Annotated in this window: 14 protein-coding genes; 7 read left to right on the top strand and 7 right to left on the bottom strand. The window is 73.6% G+C overall.

The window, feature by feature from the left end:
• Positions 1-23: 23 nt before the first annotated feature.
• Positions 24-989, bottom strand: a complete 966-nt coding sequence (locus FHR36_RS27160; RefSeq protein WP_253801244.1) for an alpha/beta fold hydrolase — start codon at positions 987-989, stop codon at positions 24-26.
• A 165-nt stretch (positions 990-1,154) separates the two neighbouring features.
• Positions 1,155-1,922 (bottom strand): lysophospholipid acyltransferase family protein, encoded by a 768-nt coding sequence (locus FHR36_RS27155; protein WP_253801243.1) that lies wholly within the window; start codon positions 1,920-1,922, stop codon positions 1,155-1,157.
• A gap of 277 nt (positions 1,923-2,199) precedes the next feature.
• On the opposite strand from FHR36_RS27155, the gene FHR36_RS27150 reads away from it, so the two are divergent.
• The 3 genes from FHR36_RS27150 (at position 2,200) to FHR36_RS27140 (ending at position 4,635) form a co-directional block, all read left to right on the top strand.
• Entirely contained in the window at positions 2,200-2,550 is a 351-nt protein-coding gene (locus FHR36_RS27150) for a TlpA family protein disulfide reductase (protein WP_253801934.1), read from the top strand.
• Between the two features lie 302 nt (positions 2,551-2,852).
• Positions 2,853-3,638 (top strand): electron transfer flavoprotein subunit beta/FixA family protein, encoded by a 786-nt coding sequence (locus tag FHR36_RS27145; RefSeq protein WP_253801241.1) that lies wholly within the window; start codon positions 2,853-2,855, stop codon positions 3,636-3,638.
• A gap of 34 nt (positions 3,639-3,672) precedes the next feature.
• On the top strand, positions 3,673-4,635 hold the full coding sequence (locus tag FHR36_RS27140; protein ID WP_253801240.1) for an electron transfer flavoprotein subunit alpha/FixB family protein: 963 nt from the start codon (positions 3,673-3,675) through the stop codon (positions 4,633-4,635).
• A 99-nt stretch (positions 4,636-4,734) separates the two neighbouring features.
• On the opposite strand, the gene FHR36_RS27135 is transcribed toward FHR36_RS27140, so the two are convergent.
• Positions 4,735-6,111: a S53 family peptidase gene (locus tag FHR36_RS27135; RefSeq protein ID WP_253801239.1), complete on the bottom strand. Its 1,377-nt coding sequence runs from the start codon at positions 6,109-6,111 to the stop codon at positions 4,735-4,737.
• Between the two features lie 261 nt (positions 6,112-6,372).
• On the opposite strand from FHR36_RS27135, the gene FHR36_RS27130 reads away from it, so the two are divergent.
• From FHR36_RS27130 to FHR36_RS27120, 3 genes are all read left to right on the top strand, one after another.
• The gene (locus tag FHR36_RS27130; RefSeq protein ID WP_253801238.1) at positions 6,373-7,806 is read left to right on the top strand and encodes an acyl-CoA synthetase; all 1,434 of its coding nucleotides are present in this window, start codon (positions 6,373-6,375) and stop codon (positions 7,804-7,806) included.
• A 192-nt stretch (positions 7,807-7,998) separates the two neighbouring features.
• Positions 7,999-9,054 (top strand): NUDIX hydrolase, encoded by a 1,056-nt coding sequence (locus tag FHR36_RS27125; RefSeq protein ID WP_253801237.1) that lies wholly within the window; start codon positions 7,999-8,001, stop codon positions 9,052-9,054.
• Positions 9,055-9,195: 141 nt separating this feature from the next.
• On the top strand, positions 9,196-9,951 hold the full coding sequence (locus FHR36_RS27120; protein ID WP_253801236.1) for a DUF4184 family protein: 756 nt from the start codon (positions 9,196-9,198) through the stop codon (positions 9,949-9,951).
• Here FHR36_RS27120 and FHR36_RS27115 read toward each other — a convergent pair.
• The 3 genes from FHR36_RS27115 to FHR36_RS27105 form a co-directional block, all read right to left on the bottom strand.
• Positions 9,881-10,417 (bottom strand): carboxymuconolactone decarboxylase family protein, encoded by a 537-nt coding sequence (locus tag FHR36_RS27115; protein ID WP_253801235.1) that lies wholly within the window; start codon positions 10,415-10,417, stop codon positions 9,881-9,883. The two genes, FHR36_RS27120 and FHR36_RS27115, sit on opposite strands and share 71 nt — an antisense overlap.
• Positions 10,418-10,439: 22 nt before the next feature.
• Positions 10,440-11,435 carry a hypothetical protein gene (locus tag FHR36_RS27110; RefSeq protein ID WP_253801234.1) on the bottom strand — a complete coding sequence of 332 codons (996 nt, stop codon included), beginning with the start codon at positions 11,433-11,435 and terminating at the stop codon, positions 10,440-10,442.
• Between the two features lie 107 nt (positions 11,436-11,542).
• Complete coding sequence (locus tag FHR36_RS27105) at positions 11,543-12,907, bottom strand: dipeptidase (protein ID WP_253801232.1); 1,365 nt, start codon at positions 12,905-12,907, stop codon at positions 11,543-11,545.
• Between the two features lie 113 nt (positions 12,908-13,020).
• On the opposite strand from FHR36_RS27105, the gene FHR36_RS27100 reads away from it, so the two are divergent.
• Positions 13,021-14,397: a geranylgeranyl reductase family protein gene (locus FHR36_RS27100; protein ID WP_322791138.1), complete on the top strand. Its 1,377-nt coding sequence runs from the start codon at positions 13,021-13,023 to the stop codon at positions 14,395-14,397.
• Between the two features lie 146 nt (positions 14,398-14,543).
• Here the strand turns inward: FHR36_RS27100 and FHR36_RS27095 are convergent, their stop codons facing one another.
• A complete protein-coding gene (locus FHR36_RS27095; RefSeq protein WP_253801230.1) occupies positions 14,544-16,826 on the bottom strand; it encodes a glycosyl hydrolase family 18 protein in 2,283 nt (760 codons plus the stop codon).
• Between the last annotated feature and the right edge of the window lie 132 nt (positions 16,827-16,958).

The following is a 16,958-nucleotide window of genomic DNA, read 5'->3' as shown; positions in this document are numbered from 1 at the left end:
CGGTCGCAGTCGGTCGCAGTCGGTCAGAGGGAGGCGAGGAAGGCGATCAGCGCTTCGTTGACTTCCTTGGGGCGCTCCTGCTGGGTCCAGTGGCCGGTGTCGGGGAGCCAGAGGATGTCGCGGAGGTCGGGGACCAGGGCGGGGAGGGTGTGGAGGGCGGCGCGGGCGGCGTCGTTGGAGACGGTGAGGTCCTTCTCGCCGAGGATGAGGAGGGCGGGCGGCTCGATCCGGGCGGTGTGCCAGGGGGCGGTGAGTTCCCAGTTGCGGTCGAGGTTGCGGTACCAGTTGAGCGGGCGGGTGAAGCCGGCGGCGGTGAACTCGGCGGCGAGGAAGGCGATGTCCTCGTTGCTGAGCCAGTCGGGCAGGGTGTCGGGGTCGCGGAGCATGTCGAGGAAGCCCCCGCCGTCGGGGACCAGGGGCAGGCGGGACGGGCCGAGCGCGGAGGAGCCGCCGAGGAGGCGGCGGAAGGTGGCGTGCAGGTCGCGGCCGAGTTCGGCCTCGGCGACGCCGGGCTGCTGGAAGTAGAGCATGTAGTGGGCGTCGCCGAGCAGGTGGCGCAGGGCGTGGGTCGGCGGGTGGTCGCCGCGGGGGAAGGGCGGGACGGAGAGGCCGACGACGCCGCGGACGAGGTCCGGGCGGAGCAGGGCGGTGTGCCAGGCGACGGGGGCGCCCCAGTCGTGGCCGACGACGACGGCGCGGTCGGCGCCGAGGGCGGGGATCAGGCCGAGGGCGTCACCGGCGAGGTGCAGGATGCTGTACTGCTCGACGGCGTCGGGCCCGCCGGTCCTGCCGTAGCCGCGCTGGTCGGGGGCGACGGCGTGGTAGCCGGCTTCGGCGAGGGCGAGCAGCTGGTGGCGCCAGGAGTACCAGCTCTCGGGGAAGCCGTGCAGCAGCAGGACGAGCGGGCCGCTGCCAGCTTCGGCGATGTGCAGGGGCAGGCCGCCGGTGGATTCGACGACGCGGTGGGTTATCTGCGGGGTTCCGGTCATGGACGCTCCTCGCGAGGCGGTTCCGGGGTGTGGACGCCTCCAGGTCTACCCCGGCCGAGGGCCCGGCCGGGGCGGATGGCGAGATTGCGGAGCGTGGGGTGACGGGATTTCGACGGGGGCGGGCGGGCCGCCGGCCGTACGGAGGGGGTCCGGGGTGAGTCCGGGTCAGCCCTGGGCGCGGCGTTCGGCCTTGGCGGCGGCCTCGGCCTCGTCCTCGGCCTCGGCGACCTCGGGGGTGGGGGCGGTGCCGCCGAGGTGGGCGGGCTGCCACCAGGTGTCGTCGGGGCCGGCGGGCTTGACCGGGTACTCGCGCTGGGCGCGGTCGAGCATCTCGGTCATCGCGGCGCGGAGGCGGCGGGTGACCATGACCGGCTTGTCCTGGGGGGTGAGCTCGATCGGCTCGCCGATGAGGATGGTGACCGGGACGTGGCGCTTGGTGAGGTTCTTGGGCCGGCCCTTGGTCCACAGGCGCTGGGTGCCCCAGAGGACGACGGGCAGCAGCGGGGCGCCGGCGTCGGCGGCCATCCGGGCGGCGCCGGTCTTGAACTTCTTGAGGGTGAAGGAGCGGCTGATGGTGGCCTCGGGGAAGACACCGACCACCTCGCCCTCGCGGAGGGCCTTGACGGCCTCGTCGTAGGCGGGCTGTCCGTCGGTGCGGTCGACGGAGATGTGCTTCATGCCGCGCATCAGCGGGCCGGAGATCGCGTGCTTGAAGACGTCGTCCTTCGCCATGAAGCGGGTCTTGCGCTTGCCGCCCTTGTAGGCGCCGAGGCCGGCGAAGAGGAAGTCGAGGTAGCTGATGTGGTTGCTGACCAGGACGGCGCCACCGGTGGCGGGGATGTGCTCGGCGCCGACGATCTCGATCCGCAGGTCCAGAGCCTTGAATGCGGTGATGGCGGCGCGGATCACCGGCGGGTACACGAACTCAGCCACGGTCAGTCCTACTTCCCACGGGCCTGGGGCCCGGTCCGGTGGTACCCGGGGCGTGGCTGGGGCCGGCGAGGTCGCGGCACGCCGCGGCGGCCACGGGTGTGTTTCACCCAGATGATCCCCCGAAGGGGCACGGTCTGTCACGCTCGGCCGTCCGGCGGCCAGGTTCGGGCGGGGGAGATCTGCCTCATGTGGGGTCGAAACGGCGGGGGCGAGGGCCCGGCGGAGGGTCGGCGCGGCCGGTGGCGCAGACTGGGGGAGGAGTGAGCGGCAGGACGTGGTGGAGGGCGGAGCGGTGCGGTTGTCGGCGGTCGAGCTGGGCGCGGAGCTGGGGGAGCGGGCGACGCTGGTGCAGTTCTCCACGTCGTTCTGCCAGCCGTGCCGGGCGACGCGGCGGACGCTGGCCGAGGTGGGCGCGATGGTGCCTGGGGTGGCGCACGTCGAGGTGGACGCCGAGGCCAATCTGGAGCTGGTACGGCGGCTCGCGGTGGAGCGGACGCCGACGGTGCTGGTGCTGGACGCCGGGGGACGGGTGGTCCGCCGGGCGGCCGGGCAGCCGCGGAGGGTCGATGTGATCGCGGCGCTCGGGGTGGCGCTGCAGTCCCCCGAGGACGCGTCGGCGGATCGGTGATCGTGCCCGTCCTGTCCGGGTTTGCGCTCGGGGTGGATCAATCTCACAGCCGATCTGCCGCCCTGTCAGGTGGTAAGGGTGCCGGGCTGGGGCAGGATGGGCGCAGACGGCGGTGCAGCCGTCGGGTCCCGGCGGCGGGAGCGTAAGCTACTGGCCAGTAGTGACGGCTAAGCTACTCGCGAGTATGCTGCCGGGAGTTCCGGACGGGCACCGGCGCACGCCGCTCCACGCGGGGCTGGTGCGTGTGCCACCCAACTTGCACAGCCGCAGCCGCCGGACGAGACCAGTACAGGAGACAGGCCGTGAGCTTGAGGATCGTTGTCTGTGTGAAGTACGTGCCCGACGCGACCGGTGACCGTCGCTTCGCGGACGACACCACCACCGACCGGGAGGGCGTGGACGGCCTCCTGTCGGAGCTGGACGAGTACGGCGTCGAGCAGGCGCTGCGGATCGCGGAGGCGTCCGGGGACGCCGAGGTGACCGTGCTCACGGTCGGTCCGGACGACGCGAAGGACGCGCTGCGCAAGGCGCTGTCGATGGGCGCGGACAAGGCCGTCCACGTGAACGACGACGACATCCACGGCTCGGACGTGATCGCGACCTCCGCGATCGTGGCGAAGGCCCTGGAGCAGGTCGGCTTCGACCTGGTCGTGTGCGGCATGGCCTCCACCGACGGCACCATGGGCGTGCTGCCCGCGCTGCTGGCCGAGCGCCTGGGCGTGCCGCAGGCCACCCTGCTGTCCGAGGTGAGCGTCGAGGGCACCACCGTCAAGGGCCGCCGCGACGGCGACGCCGCCTCCGAGCAGGTCGAGGCCCAGCTGCCCGCCGTCGTCTCGGTCACCGACCAGTCCGGCGAGGCCCGCTACCCCTCCTTCAAGGGCATCATGGCCGCGAAGAAGAAGCCGGTGCAGTCGCTGGACCTGGACGACCTGGGCATCGACGCCGACGCGGTGGGCCTGGCCGGCGCCTGGACGAAGGTGGAGACCGTCACCGCCCGCCCGCCGCGCTCCAAGGGCACGATCGTCACCGACGAGGGCGAGGGCGGCAAGCAGCTCGCCGCGTTCCTCGCCGAGCAGAAGTTCATCTGACCGGGACCCCGGACAAGAAGAAGAGAGCCACGACATGACCGAGATCCTCGTCCTGGTCGACCACGCCGACGGCCAGGTGCGCAAGCCCGCCCTCGAGCTGCTCACCCTCGCCCGCCGCCTGGGCACCCCCGCCGCCGTCGTCCTCGGCGCCGGCGACAACGCGGCGGCGATCGCCGCCAAGGCCGCCGAGTACGGCGCCGCCACCGTCCACACCGCCGACGCCCCCGAGTTCACCGCGCAGCTCGTCGTCCCCAAGGTCGACGCGCTGACCCAGATCGCGAAGGCCACCGGCGCCGGCGCGGTGCTGGTGACCTCCTCCGGCGAGGGCAAGGAGATCGCCGCCCGCGTCGCCCTGCGGCTGGGCTCCGGCCTGATCACCGACGCGGTCGACCTGGAGGCCGGCGCGAGCGGCCCGGTCGCCACCCAGTCGGTGTTCGCCGCCTCCTTCCAGGTGAAGTCCACCGTCACCCACGGCGCGCCGGTCATCACCGTCAAGCCGAACGCCGTCGCCCCGGAGCCGGCCCCCGCCGCCGGCACCGTCCAGGCGGTCGAGGTCGCGTTCACCGGCAACGCCGCCACCGTCACCGCCCGCACCCCGCGGGTGTCCTCCGGCCGCCCCGAGCTGACCGAGGCCGCGATCGTGGTCTCCGGCGGCCGCGGCGTCGGCGCCGCCGAGGGCTTCGGCGTGGTCGAGGACCTCGCCGACGCGCTCGGCGCCGCCGTCGGCGCCTCCCGCGCCGCGGTCGACGCCGGCTGGTACCCGCACACCAACCAGGTCGGCCAGACCGGCAAGCAGGTCTCCCCGCAGCTGTACATCGCCGCCGGCATCTCCGGCGCGATCCAGCACCGGGCCGGCATGCAGACCTCGAAGACCATCGTCGCGGTCAACAAGGACCCCGAGGCCCCCATCTTCGAACTCGTCGACTACGGCATCGTCGGCGACCTCTTCACCGTCCTCCCCCAGCTCACCGGTGAGGTCAAGGCGCGCAAGGGCTGATCGGCCCAGCAGCTGAACGCCCGAAGGGCGCGGTACCCGGAGAACGTCCGGGTACCGCGCCCTTCGGCGTACAGGTGGGGCAGGTTCTGCAGCGGGTGCCTACCGGCCGGCGAGGGCGCGGACGAAGCGGTTGGCGTCGATGGTGCCGAGGCCCGAGGCGAGGTCGTAGCCCTTGGTCGCCTGGTAGCCCGTCACCTTGTCCCAGGAGTTGTCACCGGCGGTGACGTCGACGATGCCGCTCCACTGCGAGGGCAGGCCGCTGAGCGCGTACATCCGCCAGTTGAGCTGGCCCAGGCGGTGGCCGGCGAGCTGGTCGGCGAGCGCCACGATGCCCGAGAAGATCGGGGTGGCCTCGCTGGTGCCGCCGGTCAGGTGCCAGCCGACCCGGGTGGGGTCGTAGGACTCGTAGGTCCAGGCGGCGCCGTCGACGGCCGCGCTCATCGAGATGTCCGGGGTGCCGCGGTGGTTGCCGGTCACGCCGGCGACGCCCAGCTGGTACCAGGGGCGCTCGAAGACGCCGGAGACGCCGCCGCCGGCCGCGCCGTAGTCGTCGTGCCAGACCTTGTCCGGGGCGGTGCGCTTGCCGTCGTTGTCGAGGGTCAGCTCGGTGCCGCCGACGGAGGTGACCAGCGGGTCGGCGGACGGCCAGGAGTTGACCTTGTACGGGTACAGGTCGCTGCCGTTCTCCATGGCGTCGGTGGCGCCGTTGTCGCCGGAGGCGGCGAGCACGGTGACGTCCTTGGCGGCGGCGAACTTGAACGCGTAGCGCAGGTCGTTGATCGACTTGAAGTTCCCCTTGTCGTAGCCGGGGAAGGTGTTCTCGGTGGCGCCGAAGCTCTGCGAGATCACGTCGACGTCGTGGTGCTGCATGTACGCCTTCTCGGCGTCCATCATCTCGGGCAGGCCGGTGACGCCCTCGGTCTCGGCGACGCCGGTCTCCACCAGGACGATGTGGGCGTCCGGGGCGATCGCGTGGGCGTACTCGACGTCCAGCGTGGTCTCGCCGGCCCAGCCGGTGTGGTCCGGGTTGGTCGGGTCGAAGGGCGGCACGTTGCCCCACTTGACCACGTCGACGTTGGTGTCGGGCAGACCCCACTGCTTGTCGAAGACCTCGAGGTCGTGCTGGATCGTCGGCGAGCCGAAGGAGTCGACGATGACGATCGTCCGGCCCTTGCCGGTGACGCCCTGCTGGTAGAGCGGGCCCAGGTTGTAGGCGGCCCGGTACTGCAGCGGCGAGTAGCAGTGGATTCCGATCTGCGACACGCAGTCGGAGGTGGATATCGGAGCCGTACGGCCGACCGCGTCGATGTGGCCGGCGGAGGCCGGACGCAGGTGGAAGGGCGAGTGGCCCCGGCCGGAGAGGGTCTGCGCGGTGGCGGTGGCACCGGTCAGGGCGGTGGCCCCGACGGCGAGGAGCGCGAGGGCGCGAACCGTGGTGGAGCGTCGGGGGCCCGCGGAGGCGGGGGTGATGCCCAAGGAGACTCCCATGGAAGGCGGAAACCGGCCGAACGGCCGGCGCCCCTATCCCATCGGCAGCACGGTCCCCCTAGCCATAGCCGGACCGGGGTGGTCGGCATGGCCCTGATCGGCCACCGATTCGGGTAAAGGAATTCCCCGGATTCGGTAACGGTGCAGGTCGGATCCGGTGCTGACGGTGTGTCGGGACCGGGCTCCGGAGGCGGCCCGCACCGGCGCTCCCCGCCGCCGTACGGTCACGGGCTGCGTAGAGTCTGCGGCATGGGACTGCTGACGGCACTTGAGGGCGGGTACGGCGACCGGGGCGACGCGGTGGTGATGGACGGCCGGTCGTCCTCGTGGGAGGGGCTGCTCGGTGCGGCCGGGGCGGTCGCCGAGCGGGCCGCCGGGGCGACGGCGCTGGCGGTGCTGGCCCGGCCGACGCTGGAGACGGTGGCCGCCGTGGTCGGCGGCCTGCTCGCGGGCGTGCCGGTGGTACCGCTGCCGCCCGACTCGGGGCCCAAGGAGCGGGCGCACATCCTGCGCGACTCCGGCGCCGCCCTGCTGGCGGTCGGCGGCGAGGACGCGGACACCGACCCGACGGAGGCCGGGGCCGGGATCGGGCTGCTTCCGGTCGACCTGGCGGCGCGCGCGGGCGCCGCGGCCCCCGCGGCCGCCGAGCCCACCCCGGACACCACCGCCTTCGTGCTCTACACCTCCGGCACCACCGGCGCGCCCAAGGGCGCGGTGATCCCGCACGCCGCGGTCGCCGCCGACCTGGACGCCCTCGCCGACGCCTGGCAGTGGACCGCCGAGGACACCCTGGTGCACGGCCTGCCGCTGTTCCACGTGCACGGCCTGGTGCTCGGCGTGCTCGGCGCACTGCGCACCGGCAGTCGCCTGGTGCACACCGGGCGCCCCACACCCGGCGGGTACGCCGGCGCGCGCGGCAGCCTGTACTTCGGCGTACCGACCGTCTGGTCCCGGCTGGCCGCCGACCACGGTGCGGCCCGCGAACTCGGCGCCGCCCGGCTGCTGGTCTCCGGCAGCGCCCCGCTGCCGGTCCCGGTCTTCGAGCAGCTCACCGCGCTGACCGGGCGGGCCCCGATCGAGCGGTACGGGATGACCGAGTCGCTGATCACCGTCTCCACCCGCGCCGACGGCGAGCGCCGGCCCGGCAGCGTCGGGCTGCCGCTGGCCGGGGTGCGGACCCGCCTGGTCGGCGAGGACGGCGGCGCCGTCCCCCACGACGGGGAGAGCGTCGGAGAACTGCAGGTCGCCGGGGAGACCCTGTTCCGCGGCTACCTCAACCGGCCGGATGCCGACGCCGAGGCCTGGACCGCCGACGGCTGGTTCCGCACCGGCGACGTGGCCGTGATCGGCCCGGACGGCTTCCACCGGATCGTCGGCCGCGCCTCGGTCGACCTGATCAAGAGCGGCGGCTACCGGATCGGCGCCGGCGAGGTGGAGGCCGCCCTGCGCGACCACCCGGCGGTCGCCGACGCGGCCGTGGTCGGCGCCCCCGACGGCGACCTCGGGCAGGTCGTGGTGGCGTACGTCATGGCGGACGGGCCGGTCACCGGGGAGCAGTTGACCGCGTTCGTGGCCGAGCGGCTCTCGGTGCACAAGCGGCCCCGGAGGGTGGTGCTGGTCCCGGAGCTGCCGCGCAACGCGATGGGCAAGGTGCTGAAGAAGCAGCTGCTGGACTTGGGCTAGTGCGGAACCGGGCGCCACGCCGGTGGCATGTGCCGGGCGGCCGACGGGCGACGGTCCGCGGGGCGCCCGGCGGGGCCGCAGGCATGGGGACCGGGGCGGCGCGGGTACCACCTCCGGTGGCGTGGGGGCCGGGCACGGCCTCAGCCGCCCGGCGGGGTTCGCCGCCGGGGCGAGCCGAGGGCAGGGGAAGCTGTGATCGTCTGGGTCAACGGGACATTCGGTGCGGGCAAGACGACTGCCTGCCGGGAACTGGTGGAGCTGCTGCCCGGGAGTCTGCTGTTCGATCCCGAGCTGGTCGGTGACGGTCTGCGGCGGCTGCTGCCCGCCGACCGGATGGCGCCGGTCTCGGACTTCCAGGACCTGCCGTCCTGGCGGCGGCTGGTGCCGGAGGTCGCGGCCGCGCTGCTCGCCGAGGTGCCGGGGCCGCTGGTGGTGCCGATGACCCTGTTGCGCGAGGACTACCGGGACGAGATATTCGGCGCGCTGGCCGCCCGCGGCCTCGCCGTGCACCATCTGGTACTGGATCCTGCGGAAACGATCCTGCAGCAACGGATCAGAGACCGGGACGACTGCCCGGGCGATCCGCAGGCCACCGCCCGGATCCGGCAGTGGAGCCTGGAACACCTGTCCAGGTACCGCACCGCGCGGCGCTGGCTGGCCCGCGACGCCCAACTGGTCGACACCGCCGGACTCACCCCCCGGCAGACCGCCGAACGGCTGGCCGAGCTGGTCCGGGACGGCAGCGCCCGCTGCCCGATCGTCCGCAGCAGCGACGCCGTCGCCGACACCGTGGCCGCCGCCGTCCTGCTCTTCGACGACCACGACCGGGTCCTGCTGGTCGACCCGGTGTACAAGCCCTTCTGGGAGTTCCCCGGCGGCGTCGTCGAACGCGGCGAGGCACCCACCGACGCGGCCGTCCGCGAGGCCGCCGAGGAGCTCGGGCTCTACCTGGAGGCGGACGCGCTCCGGCTGGTCACCGTCGACTGGGAGCCCGGCACCGGGCCCGGCCGCGGCGGCCTGCGCCTGGTGTACGACGGCGGCCGCCTCGGCGGCGACGCCACCCGCCTGCGGCTGCCCGCCGACGAACTGCGCAGCTGGCGCTTCGTCACCCTGGACGAGGCCGCCACGCTGCTCCCGCCGACCCGCCACCGCCGGCTCGCCGCCGCGCTGGAGGCCCGCGAGCGCGGTGAACTGCGCTACCTCGAGGCGGGCGTGCCGGCCGGGATCGGCGCCGCCGCGGCGGGCTGAGCCGCAGGCCGGGCGCCGGGCGCGCGGCGCGGTGGCGGCGCGGTGGTGTGGTGGCGGCGTGGTGGCGGCGCCCGGACCGCCCGGGTGCGCGCCCGTTCCGGCCGGCCTGCGCCCCGGCGTGCGGGCCGCGAGGATGGGAGGGTGCCGTTCACGCTCAGCCACGTCGCCGCCGTCCTGCCGCTGGTGCGGGACGGCCGGGGGCGCGGGCAGCTGGTGGCCGCCGGGCTGGTGACCGGGGCGATGGTGCCCGACCTGCCGTACTTTGCCGACTCGCTGCTGCGCGGCACCTACCGGTACGGGTGCCTCACGCACCGCTGGTGGGCCGCGCCGACGGTGGACGTGGCGTTGAGCGCGGCGGTGGTGGCGGGCGCGCGGGCGCTGTGGCGGGTGCCGGGGGAGTTCGGGCGGCCGGGCTGGTTCGCGGTGTCGGCGGCGCTCGGCGCCGCCACCCACCTGGGCTGGGACGCGTTCACCCACGAGGGCCGGGCCGGGGTCCGCGTACTGCCGATGCTGGCCCGGCCGGTGGCGGGGGTGCCGCTGTACACCGTGCTGCAGTACGGCACTTCACTGCTCGGCCTGGCCGTGCTGGCCCGCCGGTACGGGCCGCCGCGGGCGGTGGACGGCCGGACGGCCGCGGTGCTCGGCGGCTCGGCGCTGCTGGGCGCCGGCCACCGGCTGGCCCGGCGCGAGCGCGGGTGGATCGACGAGCTGTGCTTCGGCGCGGGCGCCGGGGCGGCGGTCGGCGCGGCGCTGCTGGCGTCCGTCGGGCGGTGGGCCGGAGCCCCGGACGGCACGGGCCGTCCGGGGCCGCGGCGGTCGGCGCGGGTCAGGACAGGTAGCCCTTGGCGGCGAGGTTCTCGCCGATCTCGTCGTAGACGGCCGGGTCGTCGGGGGTGATCGCGGCGAGCCCGTCGACGTAGCGGTTGTACATGCAGAATGCCGCCGCGATCAGGACGGTGTCGTGGATGGTCTCGTCGTCGGCCCCTTCGGCGCGGGCGGCGGCGATGTGCTCCTCCGTGACGGCCAGGCCGCTGACCTGGACCTGACCCGCCAGCTCCAGCAGCGCGCGCAGCTTGGCGCTGACCGGTGCGGTGGCCAGGTCGAGGCGGACCGCGTCGACCACGGTGTAGTCGCCGCCGCTGAGCGCGTGCGCGGCGGCCGCGCCGTGCGAACCCGCGCAGTAGCGGGTCTCGTTGCGGGTGGAGACGTAGGCGGCGATCAGTTCGCGTTCGCCGGGGGTGAGCGGGGAGTCGCCGCGCAGCAGCTGCTGCGCGAGTTCGCTGAGCTTGCGGCCGGACGACGGCTTGCTGGCCATCAGCCCGCGGATGCCGGGCCTGTTCTCGGGTACGGCGATGTGCGGCATGGGAATTGGCCTCCGTGGCGGGTTACTTGGTGAACCACGAGACGGTGGTCTCGTCCGTGCTGAACTGATTGAGCAGCATATTGGCGACCTTCTGCTCCCCGGTAGGCCCGGGGTGCACGCCGTCGGACTCCAGGTCGGAACACTTCCACTCCAGGCCGTCGCTGCGCCCGGGGATCCCGCCGGCCACGCCGTCCGAGCCGAGCCCGTCGGCCCACATGTACGGGCCCCAGGAGAGCCAGGGGGCGACGCCGCCGGCGCCGTAGGAGAGGGTGGGGTCGCCGTTGATCTGCTGCTCGATCAGCCACTTGACGGCGAAGCCCTGCTGGTACGCGCCCGCGCTGCGGGTGGAGTCGTAGGTGTAGATCCGGCTGGCGACGTAACCGAGCGCCAGGTTGGCGTACTTGGCACGGGCGTTGCGGGCGATGGTGGCCAGGGTGTCGCGCAGGCTCTGGGCGCCGGCCGGGAAGGCGCCGAGGTTGTCGCCGATGTACTGCTCCTTGATCCAGACGGCCTGCACCTGGGCGGCGGTGACGCCGGCGGTGGCGAGCCGGTTGGCCAGGACGGACCAGGTGGCGTTGGCCGGGTCGGCCCAGGCGTGGGCGTCCTGGCCGCCCTGGGCACCGTCGACGATGACCAGGTGGGTGTTGAGGTTGGGGTACTGCCTGGCCTTGGCGATGAAGGCCTGGAACTCCTGCGTGGTGTTGGACATGCCGATCGAGATCAGCACCACCTTGCCGTTGACGAGGTCGACCTGGCCGGCGGCGTTGCGCGGGAGCACGTGGTTCAGCGCGATGTCCTTGCCCGCCTGGGTGTGGGCGGCCGGCCGGGTGTTGCTCGCGCCGGGGTAGAGGCCGCCGGACTGGCCCTGGTAGGTGGCGGATCCCAGGTCCACCAGCGGGGTCTGGTTGCTGAACGTGTAGGAGCAGTTGGCGGCGGCCGTCGCCGTCTGGGGTGCGACGGCGACGGCCGCCGAGGCGGCGACGAGTGCGAACGCGGTGGCCGCGCGGCGCAGCTTCATGGTGACCCCTCCATACGTAACAGTGTTATGTATCGGATGGGCAAAGATTTACCGGTGCCGCGAGCTCAGTGTCAACGGCGGTTATCAGCCACTGAGTTGACGATCGATCAGGCGGAGCGGCGGCTCGCGTACTCCTGGAGGAAGAGCGCCTCGGTGAGGGCCATGAGCTCCAGCTCCGCCGGGTCGACGCTCTCGTTGACCGCGTGGATCTGCGTGGTCGGATCCTCCACGCCGATCAGGATGATCTCCGCCTGCGGGTAGAGGGTCCGCAGCGTGTTGCAGAGCGGGATCGATCCGCCCTCGCCCGCCGCCACCATCTCCCGGCCGAACGCCTGCCGCATCGCCGCGCCCATCGCCTCGTACGCCGGGCCGCTCAGGTCCGCCTCGAAGGACTCGCCGCCGCTGAGCACCTGCACATGGGCCTGCGCGCCGCCCGGGACCGCCGCCTCCAGGTGCGCCGCCAGCGCCTGCTGCGCCGCCTTCAGCTCCATGCCCGGCGGCACCCGCAGGCTCACCAGCGCCCGGGCGCTCGCCTGCACCGAGGAGGTGGCGCCGATCACCGGCGGGGCGTCGATGCCGAGCACGGTGATCGACGGCCGGGCGAACAGGCGGTCGGCGACCGTGCCGGTACCGGTGAGCGCGACCCCGTCCAGCACCCGGGCGTCGGCGCGGAAGCGCTCCTCCTCGTACGGGGCGCCCGCCCACGTCCGGTCCGAGACGAGGCCCGGAACGGAGACGTCGCCGTGCTCGTCGTGCAGGGTGCCGAGCACCCGGATCATCGCCTGCAGCGCGTCCGGAGCGGCCCCGCCGAAGGCGCCGGAGTGCAGGTTGCCGGCCAGGGTGGTGATCGACACCTCGACCACGGTCATGCCGCGCAGGGTGGCCGTCACGGTGGGCACGCCCGGCGCCGTGTTGCCGGTGTCGCCGATCACGATCACGTCCGCCGCCAGCAGCTCCGGGTGGGCCTCGGCGTAGCGCTCCAGACCGCCGGTGCCCTGCTCCTCCGAGCCCTCGACGATGACCTTCAGCCCGACCGGGAAGCCGCCGTCCACTTGGCGCAGCGCACGCAGGGCGGTCAGGTGCATCAGGATGTTGCCCTTGCAGTCGGCGGCGCCGCGGCCGTACCAGCGGCCCTCGCGCTCGGTCAGTTCGAACGCCGGGCTCAGCCACGCCTCCTCGTCCAGCGGGGGCTGCACGTCGTAGTGCGAGTAGAGCAGCACGGTGGGGGCGCCGGCCGGGCCGGGCAGCTCGGCGTAGACGGACTGGGTGCCGTCCGGGGTGTCCAGCAGTCGCACGCCGGTCAGGCCCTCGGCCGCGAACGCGTCGGCGACCCACCGGGCCGCCTTCCGGCACTCCTCGACCGGGAACTGGCGGGGGTCGGCGACCGAGGGGAAGGCGACCAGCTCGGCCAGGTCGGAATGGGCCCGCGGCATCAGGGATCGGACGGCCGCGGCGAGCTGCTGGTGGGTCATCAGGGCTCCGGAGGTGGTTTCGAACGGTATGTCCGATCATAGGTGCACGACCTGCCCCGATGACGGGCCGTGTCTGGTGGTGGGCCGGGGAGGGTTGACTAGGATGGGCGATCGTGACTGACACCGGTAGCTCCCTGGACCGCGACCCCGCCGAGCCCGCCGAGGCCGCCGGCCCGGTCGAACCCGCAGACACCTCCGCCGAGGCCGCCGCCGAGGCCGCCGCGGTCGATGCCGACGGCGCTTCCGACGCTCATGCCGACGCCGACGATTCGGACGCCGAAGCCGCCGTCGTGGCCGAGGACGACGGCCCCGACCTGCTCGACGGCGTCTGGGACGTGGTCGTGGTCGGCGCCGGTCCGGCCGGCTCCTCGGCCGCGTACGCCGCCGCCGGGCACGGGCGCCGGGTGCTGCTGCTCGACAAGGCCGAGCACCCCCGCTACAAGACCTGCGGCGGCGGCATCATCGGCCCGTCCCGGGACAGCCTGCCGAAGGACTTCAAGCTCCCGCTCCAGGACCGGATCCACAACGTCACCTTCGCCCTCAACGGCCGGCTGACCCGTACCCGCCGCTCCAAGCGGATGCTGTTCGGCCTGGTCAACCGGGACGAGTTCGACCTGCGCCTGGTGCAGGCCGCCGAGCAGGCTGGCGCCGTGCTGGCCACCGGTGTCACCGTCACCGGCGTCGAGCAGCAGGACGGCGACGCCCGGACGGTCCTCGTCACCACCTCCGACGGCCGCCGGATCGAGACCCGCGCCGTGGTCGGCGCCGACGGCTCGGCGAGCCGGATCGGCCGCCACGTCGGCGTCGAGTTCGACCAGATCGACCTCGGGCTGGAGGCCGAGATCCCCGTCCCCGAGGCCGTCGCCCGGCACTGGGCCGGCACCATCCACCTGGACTGGGGCCCGCTCCCCGGCTCGTACGGCTGGGTGTTCCCCAAGACCGACTCCGGGACGCTGACCGTCGGCGTCATCTCGGCGCGCGGCGACGGCGAGGCGACCAAGAAGTACCTGCAGGACTACATCCGGCGGCTCGGCCTGTCCGGCTTCACGCCGCTGGTGGAGTCCGGCCACCTCACCCGCTGCCGGGCCGAGGACTCGCCGCTCTCGCGCGGCCGGGTGCTGGTCGCCGGCGACGCGGCCGGCCTGCTGGAGCCGTGGACCCGCGAGGGCATCTCGTACGCGCTGCGGTCCGGCCGGCTGGCCGGCGAGTGGGCGGTCCGGGTCGCCGAGGCCGGCGGGGCGGCGGACGTGCGGCGCCAGGCGCTCAACTACGCGTTCGCGATCAAGGCGGGCCTGGGCGTGGAGATGCGGGCCGGCAAGGTCATGCTGGCCGCCTTCGAGAAGCGGCCGCACATGTTCCACGCCGCCGTCTGCCTGGTGAACCCCGCGTGGCGGGCGTTCGCCCGGACCACGCAGGGGCACACGACGTTCGCGCAGATCATGCGGGACTACGGCGCGGCGAGGCGCCTGGCGGCGGTCGCCGGGCGGTAGTCCCGCTGGGGGCTCGGGGAACTGCGAGGCCCACTCGTGGTGGCGCGAGCCGGACGGCGGGTGGGGCGGGAGGATTTCGGCCCGTACCTTCCGCTGCGCGCAGTTCCCCGCGCCCCTGGGGTAGCCGTACCTCCGAGGGGATGCCGCTACTTGAGGCCGGCGTCCAGGGCGTTGATCAGGGTGCCGGACGGGGTGTCCCCGGACATCTCCCAGATCATCGCGCCGAGCAGGTTCTTCGACTTCAGGTAGGCGGTCTTCTGGCCGATCGACCAGGGGTCGTCGAAGGTCCACCACTGGCCGCCGGCGCCGGTGTAGCCGTACGTGGAGACCGACTGGGCGTCGTGGTAGACGGTCAGATTGGGCACGCTGGTGATCAGGTTGTTGTAGCCGCGGGTGCCGGCCTCCTCCTGGAACTGTCCGGGGGCGGCACCGTTCGCCGCCTGCCACTCGCCGTGCACCCCGCCGTCGGTGACGGCCTGCCAGCCGCGGCCGTAGAACGGGAAGCCGATGGTGAGCTTGCGCGGGTTGACGCCGGCGCCGAGGTAGGCCTGCACGGCGTTGTCGACGGAGAAGTGGAAGCCGTACGGGTCCTGGGCGTCGGTCCAGAGGTTGGCCTGGTGCCCGGTGCGGCCCGGTTCCCAGGAGTTGTCGCTGCCGGCGCCGTGGAAGTCGTAGCCCTGCACGTTGGCGACGTCCAGGGACTGGAAGATCTGCGCGAGGTCCCAGCCCTGGGAGATCTTGCCCGGGTCGGCCGGGGTGAAGGCGGTGAGCAGCCGGTGCGGCCCGCCGAGCGCGTCGAGCTGGCGGCGGAACTCGGCCAGCAGGGCGGTCAGGTTGGCCTTGTCGGCGGCGGACCAGTGGTTGCCGGCGTGTCCGTCGGGGGAGCCGGGCCACTCCCAGTCGAGGTCGATGCCGTCGAAGATCCCGGCGGCGGTGCCGGGGCCGCCGGCGCCGTTGTAGAGCGGCAGGTTGCCCTTGATCCAGATGTCGATGCAGGAGGAGACCAGCTTCTTGCGGGAGGCGTCGGTGGCGGCGGCGTCGGAGAAGTACTTGGAGTACGTCCAGCCGCCGAGCGAGACCACGACCTTGAGGGCGGGGTACTTGGCCTTGAGCTTCTTCAGCTGGTTGAGGTTGCCGCGCAGCGGGGCCCAGCCGTCGTCGGCGACGCCGTCGACCGACTGGGCGGCGCTGAACGGCCGGGAGTAGTCGGCGTCGGCGTCGCCAGCGCCGGTGCCCTGGTCGGGGTCCTGCGGGTTCGCGGTGGTGCCCTTGGTGACGCCGGCGAGGCAGGTCAGGTTGACCGGGTCGATGTTCTCGAAGGCGTAGTTGACGATGTCGAGCTTGGCGGCGCTGCCGGAGGTGTCGAGGTTCTTGACGAAGTACTGGCGGCCGTAGATGCCCCACTGGGTGAAGTAGCCGACCCGGGTGTACTTGCCCGACCCGGCCAGGTCGCCGGTGGTGACGGTGAGCGGGGCGGAGGCGGCGGAGGCGTTGTCGGCGGCGTCGCGGGCCCGGACGGTGAAGGTGTAGGCGGTGGCGGGGGAGAGCTGGTCGACGGTGGCGCTGGTGGTGGTGACGGTCCGTACCAGGGTGGCGCCCTGGTAGAGGTCGTAGGCGGCGACCCGCTGGTTGTCGGTGGCGGCGTCCCAGGCGAGCGAGACCGCGGTGCTGGTCACGGCGGTGGAGCGGAGGTGGCCGGGGGTGCTCGGCGGCACGGTGTCGGAGGCGGGGTCGACGGTGCGGGCGGTGACCGGCGGGCTCGCCGGGCCGGTGTTGCCGCGGGAGTCCCTGGCGCGCACGCTCAGCGCGTACGTGGTGGCCGGGGTGAGGCCGGTGACGGTGACGGCGGTGGTGGTCGCGGTGGCGAGCACGGTGGAGCCGCTGAGGACCTCGTACGAGGTGACGGGGAAGTCCCCGGCGGTGGCGGCACCCCAGCTCAGCGAGACGGTGTGCGCGGTGGTGTCCACCACGGTCGGGGCGGCCGGCGCGCCCGGCGGCACGTCCGGGCTGCCGTCGCACTTGTCGCCGTTGATACGGCAGTTGAGCGGCGCGCCGATCGGCCCGGTGGCGACGAACCAGAAGCTGTACGGCTCGGTGGTGGCGTGCGGCTGGACCGTGCCGTTGTAGTAGGCGTTGGTGGCGCTGACGTGCCGGCCGGTGACGGTGGCCTGGCCGTTGTAGCTGCTGGAGACGGTGACGCCGGCGGGCAGGTCGAACTCCAGCGTCCAGCCGGTCACGGCGGAGGCGCCGTCGTTGCGGACCACGTACGTGCCCTTCCACCAGGAGCCGTTGTCGGCGCTGGTGAAGGCGGCGGTGAGGCTGCCCGCGGCGTGCGCGGGGGCGGCGGTGAGCAGGGCGAACGGCATGGCGAGCGTGGCGAGCAGGGCCAGCAGGCGTGCTCGGGCGCGGTGGCGGAACCGGACGTGCATCGGTACTCCCTGTCTGGTGTGGGGGATCCGTCCAGGGGTGCCGGGAGCCACAGGCAGGGTAGGGTGGTCTGGACCTGTTCGTCAACAGGCCGTCGGTTCAGTGCAGTTGACGCCTTGGCTCCTTGATGCCTG

Source organism: Kitasatospora cinereorecta, from assembly GCF_024172095.1.
Classification (GTDB): Bacteria; Actinomycetota; Actinomycetes; order Streptomycetales; family Streptomycetaceae; genus Kitasatospora; species Kitasatospora cinereorecta.
This window is presented reverse-complemented; position numbering and strand designations above follow the sequence as displayed.

Coding starts and splice junctions, on each gene's coding strand:
- FHR36_RS27160 (WP_253801244.1), bottom strand. CDS start 989: ATGACCGGAACCCCGCAGATAACCCACCGCGTCGTCGAATCCACCGGC.
- FHR36_RS27140 (WP_253801240.1), top strand. CDS start 3,673: ATGACCGAGATCCTCGTCCTGGTCGACCACGCCGACGGCCAGGTGCGC.
- FHR36_RS27130 (WP_253801238.1), top strand. CDS start 6,373: ATGGGACTGCTGACGGCACTTGAGGGCGGGTACGGCGACCGGGGCGAC.
- FHR36_RS27115 (WP_253801235.1), bottom strand. CDS start 10,417: ATGCCGCACATCGCCGTACCCGAGAACAGGCCCGGCATCCGCGGGCTG.
- FHR36_RS27110 (WP_253801234.1), bottom strand. CDS start 11,435: ATGAAGCTGCGCCGCGCGGCCACCGCGTTCGCACTCGTCGCCGCCTCG.
- FHR36_RS27105 (WP_253801232.1), bottom strand. CDS start 12,907: ATGACCCACCAGCAGCTCGCCGCGGCCGTCCGATCCCTGATGCCGCGG.
- FHR36_RS27095 (WP_253801230.1), bottom strand. CDS start 16,826: ATGCACGTCCGGTTCCGCCACCGCGCCCGAGCACGCCTGCTGGCCCTG.